The organism is Bacteroidota bacterium (assembly GCA_019637975.1).
Classification (GTDB): domain Bacteria; phylum Bacteroidota; class Ignavibacteria; order UBA10030; family UBA6906; genus CAADGV01.
This window is the reverse complement of record JAHBUR010000003.1, coordinates 108403-133028: the sequence shown is the minus strand read 5'-3', so window position 1 is coordinate 133028 and position 24626 is coordinate 108403. Positions and strand designations below refer to the sequence as shown.

24 protein-coding genes and 1 tRNA gene are annotated in these 24626 nt (G+C 51.7%); 1 reads left to right on the top strand and 24 read right to left on the bottom strand.

Annotated features, from left to right (window positions below; translation table 11 throughout):
* Window positions 1–38 precede the first annotated feature (38 nt).
* From KF749_02505 to KF749_02390, 24 genes are all read right to left on the bottom strand, one after another.
* Window positions 39–1298, bottom strand: coding sequence for a hypothetical protein (locus tag KF749_02505; GenBank protein ID MBX2990019.1), 1260 nt, complete (start codon window positions 1296–1298; stop codon window positions 39–41).
* 10 nt (window positions 1299–1308) lie between these two features.
* Window positions 1309–1914: a hypothetical protein gene (locus tag KF749_02500; protein MBX2990018.1), complete on the bottom strand. Its 606-nt coding sequence runs from the start codon at window positions 1912–1914 to the stop codon at window positions 1309–1311.
* Window positions 1915–1923: 9 nt separating this feature from the next.
* Complete coding sequence (locus KF749_02495) at window positions 1924–2451, bottom strand: hypothetical protein (GenBank protein ID MBX2990017.1); 528 nt, start codon at window positions 2449–2451, stop codon at window positions 1924–1926.
* Between the two features lie 521 nt (window positions 2452–2972).
* A complete protein-coding gene (locus KF749_02490) occupies window positions 2973–4661 on the bottom strand; it encodes a M1 family metallopeptidase (protein MBX2990016.1) in 1689 nt (562 codons plus the stop codon).
* Between the two features lie 104 nt (window positions 4662–4765).
* On the bottom strand, window positions 4766–5089 hold the full coding sequence (locus KF749_02485; GenBank protein MBX2990015.1) for a hypothetical protein: 324 nt from the start codon (window positions 5087–5089) through the stop codon (window positions 4766–4768).
* Window positions 5090–5167: 78 nt separating this feature from the next.
* Window positions 5168–6916, bottom strand: coding sequence for a SpoIIE family protein phosphatase (locus KF749_02480; GenBank protein ID MBX2990014.1), 1749 nt, complete (start codon window positions 6914–6916; stop codon window positions 5168–5170).
* A gap of 17 nt (window positions 6917–6933) precedes the next feature.
* A complete protein-coding gene (locus KF749_02475; protein MBX2990013.1) occupies window positions 6934–7353 on the bottom strand; it encodes an ATP-binding protein in 420 nt (139 codons plus the stop codon).
* 21 nt (window positions 7354–7374) lie between these two features.
* Entirely contained in the window at window positions 7375–7728 is a 354-nt protein-coding gene (locus KF749_02470) for an STAS domain-containing protein (GenBank protein MBX2990012.1), read from the bottom strand.
* 22 nt (window positions 7729–7750) lie between these two features.
* Entirely contained in the window at window positions 7751–9904 is a 2154-nt protein-coding gene (locus tag KF749_02465; GenBank protein ID MBX2990011.1) for a SpoIIE family protein phosphatase, read from the bottom strand.
* A gap of 201 nt (window positions 9905–10105) precedes the next feature.
* Complete coding sequence (locus KF749_02460) at window positions 10106–10795, bottom strand: tetratricopeptide repeat protein (protein ID MBX2990010.1); 690 nt, start codon at window positions 10793–10795, stop codon at window positions 10106–10108.
* A 49-nt stretch (window positions 10796–10844) separates the two neighbouring features.
* A tRNA-Arg gene (locus KF749_02455) sits at window positions 10845–10918 on the bottom strand.
* 47 nt (window positions 10919–10965) lie between these two features.
* Complete coding sequence (locus KF749_02450; GenBank protein ID MBX2990009.1) at window positions 10966–12663, bottom strand: iron ABC transporter permease; 1698 nt, start codon at window positions 12661–12663, stop codon at window positions 10966–10968.
* A gap of 6 nt (window positions 12664–12669) precedes the next feature.
* Entirely contained in the window at window positions 12670–13728 is a 1059-nt protein-coding gene (locus KF749_02445) for an ABC transporter ATP-binding protein (protein MBX2990008.1), read from the bottom strand.
* A gap of 39 nt (window positions 13729–13767) precedes the next feature.
* Window positions 13768–14859: an extracellular solute-binding protein gene (locus tag KF749_02440; GenBank protein MBX2990007.1), complete on the bottom strand. Its 1092-nt coding sequence runs from the start codon at window positions 14857–14859 to the stop codon at window positions 13768–13770.
* Window positions 14856–15671, bottom strand: coding sequence for a hypothetical protein (locus tag KF749_02435; GenBank protein ID MBX2990006.1), 816 nt, complete (start codon window positions 15669–15671; stop codon window positions 14856–14858). The genes KF749_02440 and KF749_02435 overlap by 4 nt, the downstream gene beginning before the upstream one ends.
* Before the next feature lie 44 nt (window positions 15672–15715).
* Window positions 15716–17203, bottom strand: coding sequence for a PIG-L family deacetylase (locus tag KF749_02430; GenBank protein MBX2990005.1), 1488 nt, complete (start codon window positions 17201–17203; stop codon window positions 15716–15718).
* A 1-nt stretch (window position 17204) separates the two neighbouring features.
* On the bottom strand, window positions 17205–17849 hold the full coding sequence (locus tag KF749_02425; GenBank protein MBX2990004.1) for a threonylcarbamoyl-AMP synthase: 645 nt from the start codon (window positions 17847–17849) through the stop codon (window positions 17205–17207).
* Complete coding sequence (gene waaF / locus KF749_02420) at window positions 17846–18901, bottom strand: lipopolysaccharide heptosyltransferase II (GenBank protein ID MBX2990003.1); 1056 nt, start codon at window positions 18899–18901, stop codon at window positions 17846–17848. Before waaF ends, KF749_02425 begins: the two co-directional genes overlap by 4 nt.
* Window positions 18901–19812, bottom strand: a complete 912-nt coding sequence (locus KF749_02415) for a lysophospholipid acyltransferase family protein (protein ID MBX2990002.1) — start codon at window positions 19810–19812, stop codon at window positions 18901–18903. The genes waaF and KF749_02415 overlap by 1 nt, the downstream gene beginning before the upstream one ends.
* A 119-nt stretch (window positions 19813–19931) precedes the next feature.
* Entirely contained in the window at window positions 19932–21290 is a 1359-nt protein-coding gene (locus KF749_02410; protein MBX2990001.1) for a GWxTD domain-containing protein, read from the bottom strand.
* Between the two features lie 80 nt (window positions 21291–21370).
* Complete coding sequence (locus KF749_02405) at window positions 21371–21784, bottom strand: secondary thiamine-phosphate synthase enzyme YjbQ (protein MBX2990000.1); 414 nt, start codon at window positions 21782–21784, stop codon at window positions 21371–21373.
* Window positions 21784–22164 carry a response regulator gene (locus KF749_02400; GenBank protein ID MBX2989999.1) on the bottom strand — a complete coding sequence of 127 codons (381 nt, stop codon included), beginning with the start codon at window positions 22162–22164 and terminating at the stop codon, window positions 21784–21786. Before KF749_02400 ends, KF749_02405 begins: the two co-directional genes overlap by 1 nt.
* 51 nt (window positions 22165–22215) lie before the next feature.
* The gene (locus KF749_02395; GenBank protein ID MBX2989998.1) at window positions 22216–22686 is read right to left on the bottom strand and encodes a hemerythrin domain-containing protein; all 471 of its coding nucleotides are present in this window, start codon (window positions 22684–22686) and stop codon (window positions 22216–22218) included.
* Between the two features lies 1 nt (window position 22687).
* The gene (locus KF749_02390) at window positions 22688–24346 is read right to left on the bottom strand and encodes a hypothetical protein (protein ID MBX2989997.1); all 1659 of its coding nucleotides are present in this window, start codon (window positions 24344–24346) and stop codon (window positions 22688–22690) included.
* A gap of 41 nt (window positions 24347–24387) precedes the next feature.
* Here KF749_02390 and KF749_02385 point away from each other — a divergent pair, with 41 nt between their 5' ends.
* Complete coding sequence (locus KF749_02385; protein MBX2989996.1) at window positions 24388–24612, top strand: hypothetical protein; 225 nt, start codon at window positions 24388–24390, stop codon at window positions 24610–24612.
* Window positions 24613–24626 lie beyond the last annotated feature (14 nt).

Genomic DNA, 24626 nt, shown 5'->3' with positions numbered 1-24626 from the left:
CTCATGCTGTCAGGAGTTAAGTCCTGCAGGATGGAATTTCATCCCCCTTGTAACCCTCCGCCCCCGGTCCACCAACCTGCAATCCTTCGGCGTAGATCGAAAAAACCCGGATAGAATGGCGGCCGGACCTGGTTGTTGGCAAGACGTTGGTCATACGTATACCGTTTTTGGAACCCCGAAACGAGCGAGGATCCAGAGAATGTGCCGACTGCCCCACGATCGTTTTGGACGATGGAGCCTTGTACCTGGAGAACTCCCTTGGGTCGGCTCTGGTAGTTTTCAGCATAGAATGACCCGCTTCTACAGAAAATGCTAGCTTGGATCTTTACCGAGAGGGCATTGGCCTGATTGTTTGTGATGATCACGTTCTTGTCTGCAACCAGCCCCAGCAAATCGTTGCTTGTAGAGTAGTTAGATCCGCTTGCGTACGTAACATCGTCCTGGATCCAAATGTCTTGTTGAGAGAATACTGTCAATTTCCCGTCAAGCGTCCCCTTCACGTTGACCTTTTGGGAGCTTCCAATAACACCATTGAAGCCTGAAGAAGAAATTTGGATGGTGTCATTGATCGTAGTACCTGAAAGAGAACGCACAATAGCCTTCCCGTCGCCGGCAGCAGCCGACCCGGGTTGCAGCGTTACCTCAACCGCTTGTCCGTAGTATCGCCCTCCTGAATTTGCCGCTGTCACCAACCTCGAAAGATCACTCGGGAATGTAATGCGCGACGCACCTGTCTTGTATCCTTTCTTGAACTTTGCATTCTTCTTATCCCCCTTAATATCACCTGCAGTCGTCACTTTTTCCATGAACACCGGATAGCCGGAAACATTCAAGCTTGAATTCGAATGCAGAGCCCCCCACACCGTGTCTCCCGTAAACCAATACACATTCCCCTCGTTGTTGCTCATCCACGCGTACAGCGAGAAGCTGTTTTCCTCGGCATCCGCGAACGAAACCTCGACGGTATCGTGCCTCATGGGGCCGGCAATGGACCTCAGTGAGGAAATACTCCGGACGAGTGACCCCGACGCTCCCTCCTCTGCATGAACCGTGAAGCTCCCGGCCATTCCATTCACATCAACCTGCTGTGTTACGGGCCCGCGCCACAGCGAATCCTGGTAGAGATTTGCCAGACCTATGTTCGCACCGGTGAATGCCAGATTTTGCGATGTTGCCTTCTCGGCATATATGGAGCTGTTGTCGTTGGCCGTACCCGCATTCCGTGCCATATTCAGCCCAATGTACCCGACAATTCCGCCAAATCCCATGACCATGATTAATGATGCCTTGCTGAGCATAGAGAATCTCCTAACGTTTCAGATTTTTTGATTCAAACCTTCTGCTGACAAAACGCGAAGCAGTATAGCGTTTGGGCCCTTCGATTCCTGCAGCATTTTCAATTGCATGCGGACTCTGGACTTCAATGGTCAGTTCCATTGCATTGATTTCCGTCAGGCGATCAGCCGGAACCGGTACGGGCAACTCGACATTTGCGGCCGTCAGATATCGGAGCGCAAATTCCGTTACCACACCGACTCGTAAAGCCGGTTCCTTGTTTAGCTTTCTGTACAAGAACCTGTCGTCGGGGTTTTCTGTCTTCGATACTTCATTCGTTGGACCGATTGAGTAGTGGATCGTGTCCGCCTTTGCCGAACCCCGGTTAATAACCCGATGCAGTATCATTTCTGAGAGATCGGCCTTGCTGATCTTCGGCAGCGTATCTGCTATTCCCGCTCCCGCATTTCGCATGTCCGACTCGATTACTTCCATCGTTGAAAGCAACGATTCCATCGTTTGCGTTTCGAAGCGCTGAAAGGAGGAGTCATCCGCTGCATTCTGGGTACCGGCAATAAGGATCCCGAAAATGGCAATGCCGATGAACATCGAAATGAGCAAATCTAATGCTGTAGCCATCTCATCTTCTTATTCAAAGAGGAAGTATCCCATAACATAATGGAGGCGGACAGTGTCTGCCTCGTCAGCACCGTTGAACGGGGGATTGATTCTCCAGAGTTTGATATCAAGCCGTTTCGAAAACGTCTTGCCGGTTGTGTAGGCATTCACATCGCTTGGTAACACGTAGCGAACATTGAACGATGCCCGGTATACTCTCGCGTCAGGCCCTGTTCTGTCAAGTTGATATCCGTTCAAATCATCAAAGTCGTTGAACGAGGTAAGAGTATCCTCGTTACCGCCGTCGGGCCCGAGAGAAGCTGAGGAAGTAAACAGGGAGGCGTTGCCCGGAGGGACTGATGCAGTGTCGGAGTACCTGTCATACGCCAAGCCTTGGGCAAACTCAATGTATGATGAACCCAACGCAGTCATTGCCAATGCTTCCTTCGACCGTGTGATATCAAGAGCAGACATTGCGGTGCGCTGATTGTAACCCATGAGTATTGTCGTGAGCAATACAAGGGCGCCTATTGACATCATAGCATGAAAGCTTGACATAGAACCGCGTGTTGTTGAAGGCTATTCGAACTACGAGTAGATGAGCAACACACATGCCAAACGCAGGAAAAGCTGAACGGCTGTGTTAATCGGGCTCCTGTGGTGAAATCGTAGTTGAGACTTCTACAAAAAGGATGGAAATCTTACAAGAACACCCGCCCCGGGGCCTAAACCCCATACTGTTCCTCAACAGATTCCAATTCCGCCAGATGGTTGTGTGACGCTGGAGGAGTTTTTTTTGTTGGAGAGATTGGCAGCGGCTACCTTCTTGCGCACTTTAGGTACCCGAATCGATACGCTGCACAATTTTGTCGTTGCTGGATTTGTGACACTTCTTGAACTACTCTTCGTCCTCATTACTTCGAAACAATTCGCCACCTCTCTCCCAACTCAGGCCGTAGAGTTCATAAACGGTCGCGGCGATTTGGCGCTCAATTGTGGTTTTATCGTGCTTGAGGTTGATGGCGGGTCGTGCAGACCGTCTGTGTTTCAGGCACGAATTTGTCAGGTACTTGCGAGAATCAGTGTCCCCCGGACGGATCGAGATACTGGATGGTCAACTTCACATCGAGATAGAACTGATCCTCAGCAACCCGGAACTCTTGCGGATTCAACTTGTCGAATCGGGCTGTTTGCCACGACGTCGTTGGATAAATGAACACATACTCGCCCGCTCCGGAAGCGACTTTGACGGGCATACGAAAATCCTCAACATCTGCAACCCAACGGTGGCGTAGTTCAAGAGCGGCGCCCTTCTTGGTCAAGCCAACTTCAAGCCGGGGCGGCTTTGTTTGCTTGAGATATTGCTCGAAGAAGTACGAGTAATCCGATTTTGTTTTTTCGTTGACAAGACTAAAAATATCTTCCGCATTGATGGATGTGTATTTGAACTTCTGCGCTATACTCTTCACGATATTCCACCACAGAGAATCATTGTTGATAGCGTGCCGCAGCGTGTTCAGTACAAGCTGCCCCTTATCGTACATGTCGCCCGAGCCGCGTTGATGGACGCCATACGTGCCGATGATGGGACGGTCGTTCTGCACATTCCATTTTTTTCCGTTCACGTATTGCATCGCCTTGTCATACCCGAACAGACACTCAACGTGCAGGGCTTCGGCATACGCCCCAAAACTCTCGTGGATCCACATATCGGCAATGTCGTTGGAGGTGACGCTATTCCCCCACCATTCGTGGGCCGTTTCGTGAATGATGATGAAATCAAACATCAGTCCCACCTCGGAGGATGATCTGCCCCTGTATCCCTGCAAATAGTGGTTGCCGTACGCTACAGCACTCTGATGCTCCATCCCCAAATGCGGCGACTCCACAAGTTTGTAGCCGTCCCGAATGAACGGGTAAGGTCCGAAATAGTGTTCGAAGCACTTCATCATCGGCTTCACCTGCTCGAACTGCCGCCGAGCCTTGGCCACATTTTCGGGAAGAACGTAGTAGTCGAGCGTGAGTGTATCTTTCCCGCTAACATACGTATCGCTGAAACGGGCGTAGCGGGCGATGTTGAGCGTAACATTATAGTTGTTAATCGGATAACTGACGAACCAATCGTATCGGGTCGAACCGTCCGGCAAATCCTCCGTTTTCCGCAGCCGGCCATTGGAGACATTCATGAGGTTGGAAGGAACCGTCACGCTGATCATCATGCTGTCCGGCTCGTCCGACTGATGATCCTTGTTGGGCCACCATGAGCTTGCGCCCAAACCCTGGCAGGTAACGGCAACCCAGGGGTTCCCTTCGCCATCACGTGCCCACGTAAATCCCCCGCCCCACGGCGGCCTCCGTGCTTCCTGAGGAGTGCCGGAATAGTGAATCGTAATCTCATGCACCCCTTTTCGCTTCAGCGATCTCGGAAAGCGGACGAATACGGCGGCATGTTCCCGTTCGTATTGCAGTTCAGTATTCCCCTCAAACACAATCCGTCCGATCTTCATAATCTCAAACAAATCCACCTGCATTACATCAAAGTCGCTCACAACGTTGAATTTGATTGTTGTGAATCCCTCGATCGAACGTGTTGCCGTGTCCACCTTAACCGAGAGATGGTAGTATGTCACGTCGTAGCAGGTACGCAAGGGCGTTAACATGCCGCGTAGCGAGTCGGCCCGTGTGAACGATGACTGGCTTGTCTGTGCAAGTCCGGGCGTTGCGCAGCACAACAGAACGGCGACGATACTCAGTATCCTGATGAACATGTTCGTTCTTTCTTGGATCGTTAGAGGATATTCTCGCACCGATGAACAACGGCGCGTAAAAGGAACTGTTGCTGCAATCTCAGCGAGTTACCGGCTGCCGGACCTTATACCATTGCTTTCCGCAACGCACGCTTCAAGTCGTGGATTCTCCGCATTGCGGCCTTGTGCTCCGCGTAGTTCTTCTCCTTCAACGCCGCGTCACGTTTTGCCTTCATCATCTTGATTTCGGCTTTCACGGCCGCCTTGTTGATGCCTTTCACTTCGTGATGGATGTGTGCTTCAACACCAAGCGCCGTGCAGAGTGCAGGCAGGAGTTTCTCCTTGTGCATTGTACTGAAGCCCTTGACCGCCTCGTGCTCGATTCCTTGGGCAATTTCCCGAAGCTGGGTAACCGTCATTTTGCTGAGGTGTTCGTATGAGTATGCCATAGTATTCCTTCCATATTGTGAGATGAATCAATGAAACGGAATTCTCCACTTTGCCGGAACAGCCCGACGTTTTCGGGATCACGCTACTTTCAACACCATCATCGTAATGTCGTCGGATTGCTGCGCTCCGTCGGCGTGCTGGATGATATCTTCATGCAGCAGTTCGATGATACGTTGGGCCGGTTCACGGCCGTATTTCCTCAGCACAGCCTCGATGCGTTCCTCGCCATACTCCATCGAGTCGTGGCTCATCGCCTCACTGACGCCATCGGTGAACAGCAACAGCAGGTCGCCGTGTGTGAGCCTAACAGTTGCCTCTTCATAGGGCATCAATGTCTTGAGCACACCGAGAATCATTCCCCCTTTATCAAGCCGGTCAATGGAACCGTCGGCATGAATGAGGTACGGGTAGTTGTGTCCGGCGTTCACGTAGTTCAACGTCATCGCAACGGGATCGACGAATCCCCAGAAGAACGTTACGAACTTGTTGCCGCCCGTGTTTTCACACATGAGGTCGTTCACGCGTCCGGTCAGTTCACTCAGCGAGAGGTTCAGGGGAACGAGTGCACGAATACTCGCCTGAATACTGGCCATCAGCAGCGCGGCCGGTGTTCCTTTCCCCGACACATCGCCGATGGCGATTACATGCCGGTTGTTGTCGGCGGGGATCACATCATAGTAATCGCCGCCGACCTGCTTCGAGGAGATATTTGCGGCCGCAATATCGAAGCCCGGAATTGCAGGCAGTACGTTCGGCAGAAGGCCCTTCTGGATGTCTCGCGCTATCAACAATTCGTCTTCCATCCTCTGCTTTTCAATCGCCTCTTTGAAGAGCCTCGCATTCTCAAGAGAAATGATCGCAAGATTTGCCAGCGACGTCAGGAATTCGTAGTCGATTTCCTCGTACGGGTTTCCGGAGAGACGTTCTCCCAATATCATCAAGCCTTTGTTTTCGCCCTGCAACCCCATCGGCACAACAAGTGCCATTCTCAATCCCGTCAGAACATCGCGGGCATTCTGCACTCCGCTTGCGGAGAGATGAGCAACAGGCACCGTTGCCTTCAATTTGAACAAAGTCTGCAGCAACTCTGCTTGGGGCACAGGGCCGTCAACCCGCGACGCGGCAACCCGTACATCACTTCCCTGTCGCAGACAAATAATGTATCGGTTGACGCCCACCTGCCCGAGCAGTGAAAACTCGAGCAGGCGGATCAGTTTTTCCGCATCAAGCAGCGAACCGAATTCCTTGCTCAGGTCGAACAGTGTGTTCAACTCCTGAATTTTCCGGTCGAGTTTCCGGTTGACTTGCTGCAATTCATCAAACGTCCGGCTTTTTTCGATGGCGGTTGCGGAAATGTTCGCCAGCGAACGGAGATAGGTCACTTCTCTTGAGTGAAGCTTTTTCTTAGAGAATCTCTCCCCGAATGCGAGCAACCCGATCGGGGTGTCGGCCATATACATCGGCAGAAGAATCTTTACTCCAAGTCTTTTAAAGAATTTCACCCACGGGTACTTTGTCGCGTTCACTTTGTCGACAAGAAAAATGGAGGGCGGAATCTGCCTGATGTGCATTGATGTTCCCACAACATCTTGCGAGAATCCCTTCGCCATGACGACGTTGAAGTGCCGGGATTCCTTTTCGACAATCACCATCCCTTTCGACGACAGAATCTTCCCCATGATGGTAAGAAGTATGTGACTGTAGATAAAGCGGGGATCGAGCGACGAGTTGATGACTTTGCTGAACTCGAACAACGCCGTGTGTTCGAAGTAGCTCTCGTAGGAAGACGAGGCGGAAGAACGTGATGTACGACGTGCCGTTGCCATGCACGGAGGGAAACGAGTTAACGGGGAAGTTGTTTAATGAGACGGACTTGATTGCGCTTGCCCGGCTCGATGTCGTACTCTACTTTATCCATCAGGGATTTCATCAGATAGACACCCAGTCCGCCGCGGCGGTACGAACTGAGGTACTCCTTCATATCGGGCTGTTTGATTTTTTTCGGATCGAACTGCTTGCCGCTGTCAACAATCGACACCTCGAAGTTGCCGTTCGAGTCGCCAACGGTAATTGAAATTTTCTTCTTCGCGTCATACTGATACGCATGCTTGATGACGTTTGTGCAGGCTTCATCGACTGCGAGGGCGATTTTGCTCACCTCTTCGTCGTTGAACCCGGAGGCATACGCCGCCTGCGAAACGAAGTCGCGCACGGTGATAAGCTGCTCGGTTTTGCTATCTATTTTCAGGGTTTGTTTCTTCACAGCAATGCCGTCAGAAGGCCCTCATTTCTTGTCGTTGAATTTCTTTACCGCTTCCGACTCGTCTTTGAAAATCTCGTACAGAAGCGGAAAACCCAGCAAATCGAACACATTGTACACCTTGTTCGACATATTCGTCAGTTTGATATCGCCCGATTTGTTCCGGACGTCCTCGATATAGGCCATAAACACACCAAGCCCTGCACTACTTATATACGAGAGATCTTTGCAGTTGACGACAATGTTTGTGCGATTTGTTTTCAGGAGGGTTTGGAATGCCTCCTCCAATTTGGGCGCAGTGTGCGCGTCCAGATATCCTCTCAGCTCAAGCACATTCACATTGCTTGCCTCGCGCTGGGCGATTTTGAATTCATTCATTCGAGATTCCTCCGAAAAAAAATCATGCAGACTTCTGTGAACCCCCACCCCGCCATTTGACCACCACCACCGTCATGTCATCGTCATTCTCCGGCTTGTCGGCGTGCGACCGAACCGTGTGCAGGATATGTTCTTTGAGCGCCGACACGGCCTCCTGTTTCGCACTTATCACTGTATGCATCAAACGATCATATCCGTATTCGTCGTCGTCGCCCCGCCGCGCCTCGGTGATGCCGTCGGTATAAAACACGCATACATCCCCGGGGTTGAGTCGGATCGTACTCTCCTCGATACTTTGTGCAAATGCTGTTCCGTTCGAAAGTCCGAGTCCCATACCGCCGGGACGAAGGTAGGCGGCGTTCTCCCCCGAAAGGTGCAACAGCGGGCAATGCCCGGCACGCGCTAAGGTCAACGTGCCGTTGGCCATGTCGATAACAGCATAAATTAAGCTAACAAAAGAATGTTTGTCAATAGAGCTTGAGAGGGCTTCATTCGCCCTGATCATGAATTCCCGGGGAGAGGGATAGAGACGACTGAGCGATTGAAAGATGCCTTTCACTTCAGACATGTAGAAGGCCGCCGACACTCCCTTTCCCGAAACATCGCCAACGACGATGCCGCATTTGTTGTCGTCGAGTTCAACAACATCGTAATAGTCGCCCCCCACCTCGAAGGCAGGAATGGAACTCGCATCAATGTCCATTGCCGCGTATGAAGGAAGGCACTGCGGCAGCAGTCTGCGTTGAATTTCCTGGGCGAGTGTCATCTCGCGCAACAGGCGCTCGCGCTCAATCGACTTCTTGATGAGGCGTGAGTTTTCGATTGCCACAGTAGCCTGATCAGCAAATGCCGAAATCACATCAACATCATCCTTGAAAAAGCCGTAGGCATTCTCCTTTGTGGCATACAAAACACCGATCAATCCTGCGTGTGAAACAAGCGGAACCACGACCATCGACCCAATTTGCGCTTTTGATTTTTCAACGCGTCGGAACCGGGAATCCCGCGCCAGGTCGTCAACCACAATGGCTTTTCGTTCTTCGATCACTTCGTCACGCAATGTTCGCTCTCCGGCAGGCAGCAACGTAATGATTTCCAGTTGGGAAATGTTCTTCATGCCTGCCAACTGCACAGAGTACTTCCCGCCCGCATCGTTGAGTACAACAAGCTCCTTTGGGCCGGATGTGTTGCGATCCTGGTCATGTTCATGGTGGATGATTTCAAGCCAGCAGCTTTGTGCTTCGCACACCTGGAGCGTCATTGATGTTACGGTCTCGACCAGTTCATTGAAATCAAACACCTGCGTTACGAGCTTGCCCAGGTTGTGAAGCGAAGTCACCTCGGTGGATTTTCTATCGAACGCCTCCGCGGTTGGTAAATGGAACAGCGTGCTGATGAACGCCATCCCAAAGTAGATATTTGCGAAGATCGTCGTCAGCAGAATGAAGCGGCTGAGCGGGTACGAATGATACAGCAGCGATTTCCCCAACAGGCTGCGTTCCATACCGACACCGACATTCAACCCGATCAGAACAAGAAACAGGATCAGCCCGTAAATCAACCCGAAGATCTTCTCGCGTTTTGTCAGGTAGACAATCCACGGAAGGCGGAACGAGTTGAGTACAGCAAACAGGATCGCAAAACCGAAAAGAATATTCGTGAACAAGCTGTACTCAAGAGGCTCAAGCGTCATTGTCGAGGCGGCTGTTGCCAGCGCCAATCCGATGAAGATGGTGAAGTTCCGTTCTGTTCCCCGCTTGCGTTTGAACAGCACCAATCCGCGTGCAAGGCGGAACATCAGAATCGCAAAGATGCCGAGAAGAACCGAAAGGAATGTCGCGAGAAAAAGCTGACCGTATGTCAACGGAATGAGGGCAAAGTCCTTCTGATCGAAATTGTCTTCGGAGATAAAGGCAATGACAAAGCAGACAAACCCCGTGATGACCGTGTAGATCATCATCAACCCAATGCGCTTGATCGGCGTCAGCGCCCGATGCACTTGTCTCGCTTCAAGATACAGGTAGATCAGGACAAACGATGCAATAATGAGAAGATCCCGGACGAGAGGGAGCCCGATGACGTTCAACTCCACGTTCTTTCTCATCACATCAATCACAAACACGAAGAGAAGAAGCGAGGCTGAAACACCGAGATATATGATGCGACGAAGCTTCATCGGGGCTTAGTGATGGTTGTATGCCGGTTCAGGCGTCGGCATGTGATTGTTCGGCAAATATCGGGAAAAGTTGCACAGTATGCCTGCACGGTACAATGGCGCACTCCCGCCGCCAAAAAACAAAGGCGACAGAACTTCAGTGCAGACAGCCGGATGGCCGTGTGTCATGTTCCGTCGCCGGGATTGTTTTTGCAGAGAAAGTCACACGGAAAGCCGGGCAATGCCGCGGTCGGCATCGCGACCGAATTGCGTGGTCGGGTATTCTTTCTTGAGTTTTTTGTAGATATCCAGCGCACGATCCTTCTTCCCGGCACGCGCGTAATTATCGGCCGCGTGATTGAGGTTTCCTGCTGCATCAACATCCTTGGGATATTTCGTGGCCGCCTTCTCATACTGCTCCGCGGCCTTCTCGTATTCACCCTTCGCCTCGTAGCACCCTGCCATTCCGGTCAACCGCGATACGGCAACCAATTGTTCGCTCGCGCTGAATTTGTCGAACTGTTCGAGCGCTTCATCATACTTGCGCAACTGGAAATAGGCGTCGGCCAGATAGAATCTGGCGAGATTCCCGGCATCGGTGCTGCCGTAATTATCGACGATGGACTTCAAGCCGACAATTCCCCTCTCGGCGGATCCATCAATCGCGAGTTGAAGTTGGTTCGTATCATAGAACTCGAGCACTTTGCCCAATGCCGTCACGGCTTTTTCATTATTCGCCGCCTGATTTCTCGCATAGATGAGAGTACCGGCCACTCCTACCACGAGCGCGACGAGAATAACGCCGATCGTTCGCTTGTTGTCTTCGTAGTACGAAGTGATCTTGGCGACATTTGTCAGCAGTGCATCCTGTTTGAGTTGTTTCTTCGAAATCTTTTTCTGCGCTTTGAGCATGGCGAATACGAACTGCCTCCTGGAATATGTATGAGATGGTTATTCTTTGTGCACTCGTCGGGAGTCGAACCCGAAACCTTTGGCTCCGGAGGCCAACGCTCTATCCAATTGAGCTACGAGTGCGTGAACAGTGTCCATTGAAGGTACCGAAAAACGGGATTGTGTTCAACCTAAATATTGACGGGTGATGGATGGGATTTTTCCTCTCTACCGACAAGACCCGCCAGAACGGAAAGCACCATGACCAGAATCAGAAGAAACACCGAGTACGCGGCAGCCGCGCCGAAATTATACGTCCGCATTTGAGCGAGAATTTCTACCGAAATAGGTCGATTGGAATAGGTATACAGAAGAACAGAGGAAACAAACTCGCCAATGGCAGTGATGATTACCAGGAGAGCCCCAGCGACTATGCCCGGCAAGATGCCGGGAAGTACGATCTTTCGAAACCGCCTGAAGCTCCCGGCACCGAACGATTCTCCCGCCTCAAGCAAGGAATCATCCAATTGATCCAACGATGCTGAAGTCGATCGAACAACAAACGGGAACATGCGAATGAAATACGCTAACGGCAATATCCAGAACGTTCCTACCAGAACAGTCTGGGCGGTAAATATGCCGGGCGAATTGAATGCGAGAATGAGACTGAGCGCGATGACTGTTCCGGGAATGGCAAAGGATAGAGTCGCCAGAACATCGCCGATATGCCTGACACGTCGAAGGCTTCCTTTCACAAGCAAATACGAGATGCTGACGCCGACGAGAATACACGCTGTCACGGCAACAAGACTCATCAGCGAACTGTTGATGATCGGATCGAACACATGGGGATCGGCAAAAAGCTTATGGTAGTTTTCCGACGTGTATGCTGCAGGCAGAATTTGCCACGTCCACGAGCCTTCTTTGGCAAATGAAATCAGGATGATTATTGCTATCGGCAGCAACTCCAACGCAAGCAATGCAATGCAACAGGCTATCAATACCCTGCGCACCGGAATCGGCAGTGATATCAACCCGCTCCTTCCGGTTCCCTTGCTCCGACGAACGCCCGATGTACGCGGAGTGACGATCTTGAGAAGGATGTAGAAGGTGATTGAGACGGCGGCAAGAACCACTGAATGGGATGCCGCAACATCAAGTTCCCCGTTGAGTTTGGCATTGTAGATTTGCAGTGTCATGAATCGCATGTCGCCGCCAAACAACAGGGGAGCCGAGAATGATGCCATGCTGGCCATGAACGTCAGGATTGCCGCGCCCAGCAAAGCAGGTTTCAATTCTGGCAGAACAACCGCTCTGAGTGTTCGAAGCGTCGTACTTCCGAGCGTTTGCGCCGCCTCAAGCTGTGCCGCGTCAAGTTGACGCAGCGTTGTTGAGACAAAAAGGTAGAAGTAGACATAGAATGAATATGTGTGCACGGCAACAATGGCGCTGAATCCCTCCAACGCGAATACATTTCCGTTCATGCCGGATACTTCCTGCGCAATCCGGGGGAGAATTCCGGATTCTCCGAACGCAAAAAGAAATGCGATCACCCCTACAAGCGGAGGCAACGCAATGGGAAGAACCGCAAGCCCGGTCAACAACCGCTGCAACGGAAACGTGAATTGCGTCAGGACAAATGCAAGAAAGGTTCCCAGAATTCCGCTGAACAACACAGAGAGAATCGAAACAACAATAGAATTCCACAATGCTTCGAAGTTCGCCGAATTGCCCGGGCTGAGAATATTGATGTAGTTTGCCACGCTGAAGGCACCGCCGATATTCACGCTTTCACGGAGGGTTTCTGTCAGCGGGTAAATAACGTATCCCACGTACACGGCTCCGAGCAACAGAACCGGAATCAATCGTTTGACTGCGAAGCTGTTCATGCGGCGTCAGTCATGAGGAAGTACTGTACAGCGCGACAGATCGAACCGGATGCCGGCCACATCGCCGGAACGAAGGCGTTTCGTCAGCCCGGAAGTCATTGACGTGATACGCAGGGTCACCTCTCCAACTTGTGCAAAAAAGTTCGTCGTGAATCCGAGATACTCTTTATGGACAATCAGGGCCGCGTTATCTCCTTCACCAACCGATGGCAATAGCACGATTGCTTCCGGCCTCACCACCAGCCTCGCATCCCCATCTCCATATCTATCCAAAAACGTTGCAGGAACGTGCAGCACAAGTTTGCCGGCTGTAATTGTCAGTTCGGAACGAGATACTGTTGCGGGGAGAACATTTGCTCCTCCCAAAAATTCGGCGACGAAAGCAGACACCGGGGCTTCATACATTTGCGCAGGTGCCCCGACCTGCTCAATCGTTCCGGAGCGCATTACCGCAATTCTGTCGGAGAGACTCATGGCTTCCGATTGATCGTGAGTCACGTACACAGTTGTTATGCCGGTTTTTTTCTGCAGCAGGCGTATTTCCTCCCGCGTTTTCAGCCGCAGTGCCACATCAAGGTTGCTTAACGGCTCGTCCATCAGCAGCACGGCAGGCTCAACAACAACTGCCCTGGCCACCGCCACACGCTGCTGTTCCCCCCCGCTCAACAAAGGGACGGGAACATCGATCTTCCCCGACAAATGTACTGAATCGAGAATTTCTTCAACCCGTTTCCTTATGGCCCTTCTCTCCATCCTCTTTGTTTCGAGTCCGAAGGCGACATTCTCGAACACCGTCATGTGAGGAAACAACGCATAGTTCTGAAACACCATCCCCACTCCGCGGTATTGCGTCGGAACATGTGTCACGTCGCTTGCGTCAAAGGAGATGGTACCGGAAGTCGGCCGCTCGAAACCGGCAATCATGCGAAGGAGTGTCGTCTTGCCGCATCCGCTCGGTCCCAGAATTGAAAAGAACTCGCCGGATGCAATCTCAAGACTCACATCGTGAACTGCAAGAGTATCGTCGAATTGCCGGGAAATGTTATGAAGCGATATTCGGGACACAGAGTTGACTTGTGGAGATGAATAGTGGTTATTTCGCGTTCAATGTGATATTCCCTTGCCTTTCACTTCTTCATCCCATTTTCTCATCCAGGCTCTTTCCTGTGCTTCGATTTCCTGCCAATTGAGTTTCATCGTGACGAAATTCAAACTTCTGATCCAATCAGGCAAGTCATCCCGAAGAATATCGGTCCGGGCGGGAATGCGGAAGAATTCGGAAGCCTGCTGAATCATTGCATCCCTCGAAGTGACGAATTCATAGAACAGTTCAGCATCAGCCCGGTTCTTCGTTCCGCGCACAATAGCGATGCAATCCGTGATAAGGGGAGTTCCGCTCACAGGAATATTCCAGCCGAACGGGTAGCCATTGGTTTCCTTCTGCAGCACGACATCAGGCAGGTTCCAAAGGGATACAAGTCCCTCCTCTCGCGCAATCTTCAAATACAACTGCGTCGGATCAGCCGCGTATGTTTTCGTGTTTGCATCGAGTCTGCGGAGCCACGCGAACCCGGCGTCAGGATCCCCCGTTCGGGCTGCTTCCCGCTGAATGATTGCCGAAAAGATGACCCGCATGGTTCCCGATGCTACAGGATTCCGGATGATGATCTTGTTCCGCCATTTGGGGTGGAGCAAATCATCCCAATCCCGGGGAGCTTCCTCCTCATGCACGAGGCGATTGTTGTACATAATCACTTCGGGAGTTGCAAACGTTCCGTACCAGAAACCGGCGTGGCTTTTCATCTCTGCTTCAACAAACTCAGCCCAGCTTGGCGTGTACTGTTCGAGAAGACTCTCGGCCTCGGCTTTCGCAAATGTTGTAAGCGGAGCGCCCCACCAGATATCGGCTTGGGGGTTCACTTTCTCTGTCCGAACCCGATCATAGACATCCTGCGAGCCCATGTCGAGCCATTGTACGTCAACATCAGGATAGCGGGCTTCAAATTGCTTTTCGAAAGCCGAAAGCATTTCTTTCCCGTGCGGAGAATACACAACAAGCTTCCGCTTGCCGGTGTCCGTTGAACAGCCGCCAACGGGGACAAGCAGAACGGCAAAGTACAGCGTACATGCAATTACCGCGGCCAACGATCGGAACTCCGGTTCTTTCCACTTCAGTCTGCGGCTTTGTGTTCTCACGGTGTTGAGCGGTATTTTGGGTAAGAAATCATATTCACAAAACACCGGAAGGCACCGGCATTGAACTCCTTAAGTTGGCGATACCAAACGTATGACGTATAGATATATGACCCCGCCCCGTGGCTTGCAAGCAGATATCCGGTTGTGAGCGGCGGCTCGTCAGGATCGTTTGAAGAAATGAGGTGAACGTATTCTTTTGCCACTTCGCCCGGAAAATACACTCCACGTTCTTGAATCCAATCCTCCCAATCTCCCTCCGATATGGTGTTAGGATGATTGAAGAGAGGGTGCGCCGGTTGCAGAACTTGGACCGGAGCCTCTTCAATGGTGACACGTCGGCGACTCAACTTGATCGGAAACGGTGCGTACTCCGGCTTCCACTCCTGATCCTTGTGGTACATCACCACGAGATGTCCCCCCTTGTGAACGTAGTCAAGAAGGCGATGGTTGTTCTTCTTCAAATCTTCACGAACGAGATACGCACGAATGTCAACAATAATTGACGTGAAAGACGAAATATCCCGTTCAAGATCTGCCGGGCCGAGCAGCTTGTAGCTCAGACCCAGTTCTTCGCAAGCAGTCTCGAGCGTGGTATCGTAGCTTTTGATAATGCCGACCGTAATGCTCTTCTCCACTCTCACATCAAACACTTTTGCTGTTATGTCGTTCCACGCATATTCTGATTTGACTCGCAGTTGATAAACACCCGGCTTCACGTTTTTTGGGGGTTGAATCGTCAACTGGCCGGTTGCCGAACTGTCTTCCCCTTGAATTACGTACGAAGCCCGTTCCGAAAGCCACCCCGGAGGCATCTGAACCGAAATTCTGCCCGCGGATTTTCGCGGTGCATAATTGGTCAGTGAAAACGAGAACCTTTTCCCCCTTGTGCATCATCCGGCGAAAAACGCGCTACATTCGGAGTCACATTCATCACCTGAAACGGCGCAACGTCAAATCGAGGCCGCACTGTCAGTGTGAGCGGTTTTCCGTTTGCAAGAACATGCGCGTGCAACGCCACAGTCTGTTCCGATTCAAGCGAATTGTACTGGGCTACTGTTTTGGGAAGTGTGAGAGTAGCGTTATCGCCCACAAATACGTCGTAGCCCCTTGTCAATACTCCTTTGTGGGGAACAGGAACAACTTCTGCACTCTCATTGACTGCCCAACCTTGTGGAACTGTTACCGAGTAACGAAACTCGCTCAACACACATTCTGAAGCGCTCAGAGTAAGCGTACTCTTCACTTTCTGTGTCGGGACAACCACCTGGTCGGCAAACTCCCATGTTGCCTGGATAGCGCAAAGTTGAATGACAAGTGCTTCGAGCCCCTCCTGCCAGCGGGAAAGGACACGGTGCGCAAGAGGGCTCAATTGCATTTTGCGAGTGCTGAATCGCATGATCTGCGAAGCGATTTCCAACACCGAATCCCGACTCATTCCGTGATGCAGCCGCGACAATACTGCCCTGCTGTTCTGCAACGGAGTCAATCCCGGATCACGCCACACATCAACCCCGCCGAGAAAGGTTGTTGTGTCCCGGACATACATGCTGTTGGCCCGGATCAGCCTGTACAAACTGAGCCCTCGTGTGAAGCGACGCAAATCGGCCCTGTCCATGCCCTGTGTCTTGTGTCGGGTCAGCGCCTCCGACGCTATGTCGAGATACGATAATCCGCTCGCCGGATCTGTTTCGCCAATTTGATTCACAACATCTGCAGTCTGATCAGCCGCCCCGAAATTTCTGAAGAACAATTTCTTCGGCTGCCAGCAAGCCATTCCCGGAAGTTGAAGTTGCTCAGGAAACATTGTTGAATCCGCTGCGGCATCGAACGCTGCGATAGCAGTAATGGCTACGGCCTGGTGGTGACCGTGGCCGCCGATTGTGTTGTGGTTTGTGAAGAGAACATCCGGCTTGTACTTCCGAATCACATACACCAATCTGCGCAACACCTCCTTTGCGCCTCCCCATTTCTGAAATGTTTCGGACGCCGTTTTGGAGTATCCGAAATCGCTCAGGTTCAAAAAATGAACCTCCGCCCCGAGTATCGTTCCGGCTTCGTGCGTCTCGTCGGTACGCAAAACGCCGAGTTCTTCGTACAATTCCGGCCCTGTTTCATTTTGTCCACCCTCGCCCCGTGTGAACAGAACAGAATACGTCTTCACGCCATACTTCATCCGGTAATAGGCGAGCGTAGAACCATCTTCATCGTCCGGATGAGCGGAGATATTCATGACAACGGCGTCGTTCGAAAGATCAAGGAATGCCTGCCGGAGTTCTGAGGATTGTCGGGCAAATATCACATTGCCGGACAGCAAAAAACAGAGAAAAGCGTGCGTGACGGACATATTACATCTCAATGGCCGGAAGAACTTCTTGAAGTACATCAAATGGAATGACTCCTTCACGTAAGAGTTTTGGCTTCTTTCCAACAACAGATACAACGGTTGATGGCTTGCTTTCGGGTAACCTGCCGGCGTCGATATACAAATCAATTCCATCAGTCATAACAAGGCGGATCTCGTCAACAGTCCGATGCACAGGCTCCCCGGAGATGTTGGCGCTCGTTGAGGTGAGAGGACGGTTACATCGTGTCAGAAGTTCCAGGCAGAATGTGTTGGAAGGAATACGAACACCTATTGTTCCGCTACCTCGCGTGAGTTCGGGTGGCACGCCGTGAGCAGACTTGAAGACAAGCGTGAGAGGCCCGGGCCAGAAGTGCTGCATCAATTGTTCCGCAAAGTCCGGTATGCCGGCAACAAGGTTCTTTAGCAGGTCACGTGAATGGATGATAACGAGAATCGGCCTTTCGTCACTTCTCCTTTTTGCCTTTACAACATTCCTAATAGCAGTCGCGTTGGTGGCATCTGCACCAATGCCATAGAGGGTTTCGGTCGGATACACAATCACTCCGCCATTCAACACAACCGTTGCAGCATCATCCAGTACTTCATGTTCGGGAACATCATACGACACGCTCAGAATCCGGTTCACGCGACTTCCACTCCTGTCTTTGAGAGAACGGTGTGTACCTTGCCGAGAACAGCCTCAACGGTAATGTTCTTCATACACACAAACGTCTTGACGGGGCACGAGTTCCCGCCGTGGATCGCGCATGGACGGCAATCCAGCCCCGAGGTTTGGACAATCTCGTCACGTGACCCGATTGGCGCAAAACCGAATTCGGGAACTGTTGCGCCGAAGATAGCGACAACCGGAGTCCGCATCGCAACGGCAAAGTGCATGGGCGAACTGTCATTCGTGACCGCAATTTTGCAGCGGCCAATCATTTCTGCAGACTGAAGAAGAGTCAACTTCCCCATCGCATTGAGAACCCGGTCACTCTGAACACCTGACAGAATCATGTTGCCGACGGAAAGATCTTCTTCTCCCCCAATCAAGACAACAAATAATCCTTCACGGATGAGTCGCCCGGTCAACTCGGCATATCGCTCCGGCAGCCAGCGTTTCGTTGCCCACACTGAACCCGGGGCTATGGCCACTATCGAACTGTCTCTCGCGGAAGGTTTCAAACCCAGCAACGCCTCGACTGCCCGCTTATCATCATCCGAGGGATACAGGCGGGGCAGCAGATCATCGTTCGGATACACATCCAAGGGTTCTGCCAGACTCAGGTTCCGCAAAACCTCGTGCGCCTCTTTTTGATACGGCACAATATCGGTGAAAAGAAATCTACCCGAGCTTGTTGAGAAACCGATCCTGCGGGGTATGCCGGCAAAATAGCATATCGCCGCACTCCGTATCGATCGATGCGGCACAATAGCAACACCGTATTGCGATTCCTGCAAATGGCGAACAAGCGAATACGCAGCGGCGGGGCCTTTCTGTCTACCCTTCTTGTCATACTCGATTATTTTGTTAATCGCCGGATGTCCGCGGAGAACCTGTGCGGCGGCGGGCACGGCAACAACATCGATGAACACTCCGTTCAACGTTTCATGCAGGTGCTGGATGAGCGGTAATGTCAGTACCACATCCCCCGTAAACGCTGTTTGAACGACGAGAATTCGTCCGGGAGTCTGCACTAACGAACCTCCTCAACTTCTTGCCGGGCCTGAAAGAACGGTGTGTGTTTCCAACGTTTGTGCATCCACAACCAATGGTCCGGGTTGGTGCGAATCCATCGTTCAAGAATCGCCACGTGACGTTGGGTCAGTTTCGTGATGTCTTCTTCAGACGACGAATCCAATCCGCTTTGATCTACTTCTTCGAACGTGATTGTGTACGTCCCGTCCGGTTGCCGGACGAGAACGCCCATTACAATCGGAGCCCCTGTTTTGAGACTGAATGCGGCAGCGCCTCTGTGCGTTGCCGAGGGACGACCGAAGAACTCGACAAACACGGCTTCTTTTGGCCCGCTTTGATCGCCGAGTATCAAGACAACGTGGTTGTCTGCAAGCGCCTTTAGCACTTTGCGAGTCGATGTTCCCATGCCGATGATGAAATTCCCAAAACGGGACCTATTTGTTTCAAACAAGGCATCGATATGCTTGTTACGCTGACGCTGAGCAATCATCCCGAACGGGAGCTCCAGAACAAGCGGTACACTTGTCGAAAGAAACTCCCACGAGCCGAAGTGAGCCGAGAGAAGCAGGACGCCTTTCCCGGCCTTCCTGGCATTATGCACTATTTCGGGATTTGTCGCGCGGACGATCTTCCTCAACTCCTCGGCAGACTGGCCGCTTGCCCACAATGATTCAACCAACGCGATGCCGTAGTTCCTGTACGCGCGGCGCGCAATTACTTGCAGGTCCTCTTCATGCTTTTCCGGGAAGGCCTTTCTCAGGTTGTCGAGTGTGATTTCTTTGCGATAGCCGATTACCGAAAACACAACGCCGCCCAACCACGCTCCGATTTTTCCGGCCCACCGGAACGACAACCGCCGGGCAAGCCAATCAACACAACTGAACAGAAAATATTCGATGTATTCTCTCATGGAAGAAAACGCTTGGGCTAACTTACATAATTCGATTCCAAGTTACAATCTAACCGATCTGCATGGAACAAAGAAGCCGCCTTCATCGGGCGGCTTCAAGCATCACGTTCCCCTCATGCTCAATTTGTGCGGGCGTAGCGCATCCAGTTTTCGTCATTTAATTCGCTGCGGTGAGTTGAATGCATCAACTCGTAGTCGCCGCTGTTCTGGCGCTGAACGAAAACAAAAATCACTCCGCCTTGAATATTGTTATACGTCCAAATTTCATACGGCTTTGTTCCTGCCTCGTTCGGATGGCGATCAACGTCGTCCGGGGGACCGTACGTGATGTGGACTCTCCCGCGATCGCTGCGATAGCCCTCGATTCCCATGCTCGCGTATGCCGAGTTTGCGGCGTTCACACGTTGGAAATATACTTCACGGGCACCGACCGGGCGTTTCGACCAGAAATCCGCCAAGAATCTCCGCTTTGGTTCAGCGCCCTTCAACTTTGCATACTGGTCCTTCTCAATGTCACGAGCCTCCCAGCGCGTACGCTTGAACTCATTATCAAGTTCCGCCTCTTGCATTGTGGAATACGCCGTCACAGCCAGGGTCGGATCCAGCGCAAGCAGTGATGAGTCTATTCCCATTGCATCGTTAAAGACGAAGAACTTTTTCCAGCTTGTTGTCAAGGTCTTCTTGCTCGAATCGTCGATGGAGAGCATTAGAGTATATGTGCCACTCGTGAGATTTGAGACGTCGATATTGTCCACAAGCACTGTCGATTCACCGCTCCGCTTGCGGGGGCGTTCCCGTGAAATCACCTCTTTTCCGATTGCATTCAATACGGTCGTCCTCAATGTCAAGTCGGACATTTCGTTGTTTGCAAGCAGGTTGTACGCCTCGGCGTAGAAGAAGCAGTTCTTTCCGTTGCCGAACACTCCGTCGACATTGGGGATTACCTCGAGAGTATTCTTGAAGAACGGCGAGACCTTTTCACCTTTTTTGATGTTGGATGCAAATTCGATATCGCTGAGGACGACATTGTTCGCAGGCGGTACTCTGGCCGCAATCTGTACCGCCACACTGTCGCTGCGTGACGGGTTGTTGACATCCTTTCCTGACACAGTCAATGTATAGTTGCCATCGGGTAACATCATTCCGGACAAGCTGACGAGATTCATGCTGCCCGCCACCGTATCTTGTGTCACGTGCGGCATCACAAAACGGTCGGCAAAGTGAATAGAGTCCTTCGATCGTACGACCACGAGCAACTCGACCCCGCCCCTGAAACCTTCGGGGCTCTGAGTATATGTCAGAGACCGTTGAGGAAAAGCGTAGTACACCTCCACGTAGCTGCGGAGGTCATCTCCGCGGAAGCGGGCAACGTCTACCTGGATTCCCAGAGTTCCTTGTCCGTTTACTTGCGCAACGCCGGGCGCCAGAACAAGACAGATGGCGAAAAGAACAGCAAACATTCTTGCCTGATAGTTCATGACTCTGCCTGAATATGTATTGAATTCAATGAGGATGGTGTTCAACTGAAAATCTACTGAAGGCCGGCACGAATTGCAATCTATTCTCCCATCACCTTCACAATAACTCTTTTGCGGCGCTGCCCGTCGAACTCGGCATAATAGATTTGCTGCCACGGACCGAAATCGAGTTTTCCGTTTGTGATGGGAACGATGACTTCATGATGGATAATCAGACTTTTCAGATGTGCATCGCCGTTGGTTTCTCCGGTACGGTGGTGGCGATAGCCGGACTTGAACGGGGCCAGCCGGTCGAGCCACTCGTCTATATCCTGAATCAGTCCGGCCTCGGCATCATTGACGTACACGCCGGCTGTGATGTGCATTGCCGACACCAACACCATGCCTTCCTTCACACCACTCTTACGAACAATATCCTCCACCGTTTCAGTGATATTGATGTACTCACGCTGCGTTTTGGTGTTGAACCAGAGGTATTCGGTGTGGAATCTCATCAGGAACGACCGAGGAGTTTCTTGGCAAGAAGAAGCAAATCTGCCGTAATGTACGGCTTCGGCATGAATTCATCGGCTCCGGCCTTCATCACTTCTTCGCGAACGTTCACTCTGCCAAACCCGCTTGCGCCGATAATCTTCACCGTGGGCTTCAATCCCCGCACTTTTTCAATTAACTCCACTCCGCCCATTTTTGGCAGGCCGAGATCTGTTACCACCAAATCAATTTCATCCTTGTGGGCAAGGAATGTTTCATAAGCCGTGAGCCCGTCGAAAGCCTGAAGGACGTTGAAGTTCTCGAGTTGAAGAACAAGTGTGAGAAGGTTGTTGATATCGACTTCATCTTCAGAAATCAGGATGGTCAGTTGCTTATCTTCCATCGGGGATGATTCGATTGTGAGAAGTACTATTGGATATGCGCGGCGCTTGTTTCAGTCAGCTCTCAACGACTTCTTGACACCTTCTCCGATCTCATCAAGAAGATCAGCAGTGAGTTGTTGCTGCATCATCTCGAATAATTCACGCTCTTCGCTGCGAATGTGCTTTTCAAGAACTTCGCCTAATGCTGTAAGATTCTTTTCCAACTGATCTCCTTCAAGATGGTCAAGCATATCAATCAGCCGCTCCATCTCGCGATGTTGACGAATCAACTCGACAATCAGCAATGACGAACCGGGAGCATGGCGGCTCATCAGCGGAAACACAACCTCCTCTTCGGACTTGAAATGCCGACGCAGATCGTGCTCGTAGAAATGCCGTACCCGTTTCGCCTGTTCAACCCTATCGTGGGTCCATCCGTCGTTCAGAAGTGCGTTGTTCCCTTGCTGCAACCGGATGGCGAGCGCAAGTCCGTGATGATGATCGTGTGATAACGGTACAAGGCCGGGGTGTCGCTTTGCCATATCATTTCCACTTCACGTGATATACCGGCTCAATATCAACCGGCACATGATCCAATCGCCGAAGCGATTGTTCCACGTCGATCGACATTGCCGACCATCGATTCAGAAACTTCACCGTTCCCTCGAAATCTCCCGTAGCTTCAAGCAACAGGAGTTCCCCGGCAAGGTCGGCAACAGCGGGCCCGAATCTGTCAAATATCACCGACCATCTCTTCGTGTTTGGATCAAACCGGATTGCGTTGGCGTTGCGCAGATAGTTCAACGCGCAGAGTGAGGCTTTTGCATGCGCCTCCGTTGTACTGAAACGGATGGTGCGGAAAATCGATGCAAGCGCAGACACCGCATGAATCTGTTCCATTTCCTTCCCGAGAATCCCCTTCCGGACGAAGTATCGCATCGAATGCAACCCGGCGACATCGGCTTTCGCTTCTTCGATGGTTGTGTAGTGTTCCTTGAGCGCCTCGTTCACGGAAAGCGTGTCCCCTGTACCGTGGACAAAGATGGGGCCGACGGAATGACATAGCTCGTGCATGATGGTGTTGCTGAACACGCCTTGGGTCGAAACGTATCCGATCTGGTCGGAGGAAATGAGCTCATAGGCTATCGGCAGAATGATCTTCTCGACACGCGCCACCATCATGTTCTTCCAGAAGATGATTTTGGTCCCCCTTGTATTCCGGACCATCGGATCGTTAGGCAATGTTGTGGCTACGGCCTGGTACCCTGTGGCGATATCACCCCCGCGGAAAATGTCGTTGACAACGTACATCGGCGATTTTAGCGTCACGGAACGGCTCTTATATTTCTCGTCAATCGGCAGATTCATTTCGAGCTCGTTCAGGTAGCTGCCGAAAAAGTCCACTTTTGCGCTTGCGGCAGAATCCTTCACCATCACAGAAACTTCATACGATGCCTTCAACCCCATCAACCCGTCGTCGTACACTTCATCGGGAGCCATCAGAAGATCAATATCCGAATCGATAACGTCAAGCCAGGCCACGTGACTGTCATAGTAGTCATCGGTAAGCAATGCCTTGGCTCGCAACTCGAGAAATCTCTTGAAGCTGGCATTGTCGGTCAGCGTGCTTGCTTTTCTCAGCAGCTCGGCTGCGGGGACTACGTATTGCGCGTATTCCTCGTGGAAAGGAATCGCCTTCAGTCCGCCGTTGTCACGCCTGACAACCGTGTACGGACTCATCAAGGCCTTCGATCGATGCATGTACCGGGCGAGGTAGCCTTCAAACTCCTCTTTCGTCAGATCTGCGGGATAGAAACCCGAGCCGGGAGGCTTGGGCATGTTGTTGACAAAATTTGTGAAGTCATCCATCTTGTCATAAGGGCCGCCGTTCCTCTCGACGAGTCGAAGCAGCTTATTGCTCAGATCACCGTCTTGTCTGCTGAGGCTGTCGCGTATTTCAATGCCTTCCGGCGCGTATTGATACAGGTATGCCTCATGCAACAACTGGCCCGCTTCCATGAGCGTCATGAGCAGTTCTTTCGTTTGCTGCGAAAACCCGCGGGCATCGAAGTTTATTTGCACTCTCTCCAGCCGGGCGAGCCGGGTATCAATATCCTTCGTGCGAGGATCCGAATCCCCGGAACATCCCAATAGGGAGACAGCAACAAATGCTGCGACCAGACTCAGCCGGTACTGTTTCATTTTTTTCATATATTTGGACGTCACGTATCTCTCAATTTGTTATGGCGACTCTCGACATTACTCTTTCCGTCCTTTTCGGAATGCTGGCACTCATCGGACTTGCTGTCGCCGCGTTCTGCTTTCGCAAAGCCCTGAACGTGTCCGGAGAGCGGGATGGCGATATCAAGATGTTCTTCTGGGCTGTAGGCTCAATGGCTGCATTAATTGTTTCGGGTATGAGTGCAGCCTATATTCTGCTTCCGATTCTCTTTCACTACACAAAATAGCGGAACGTTCTGAA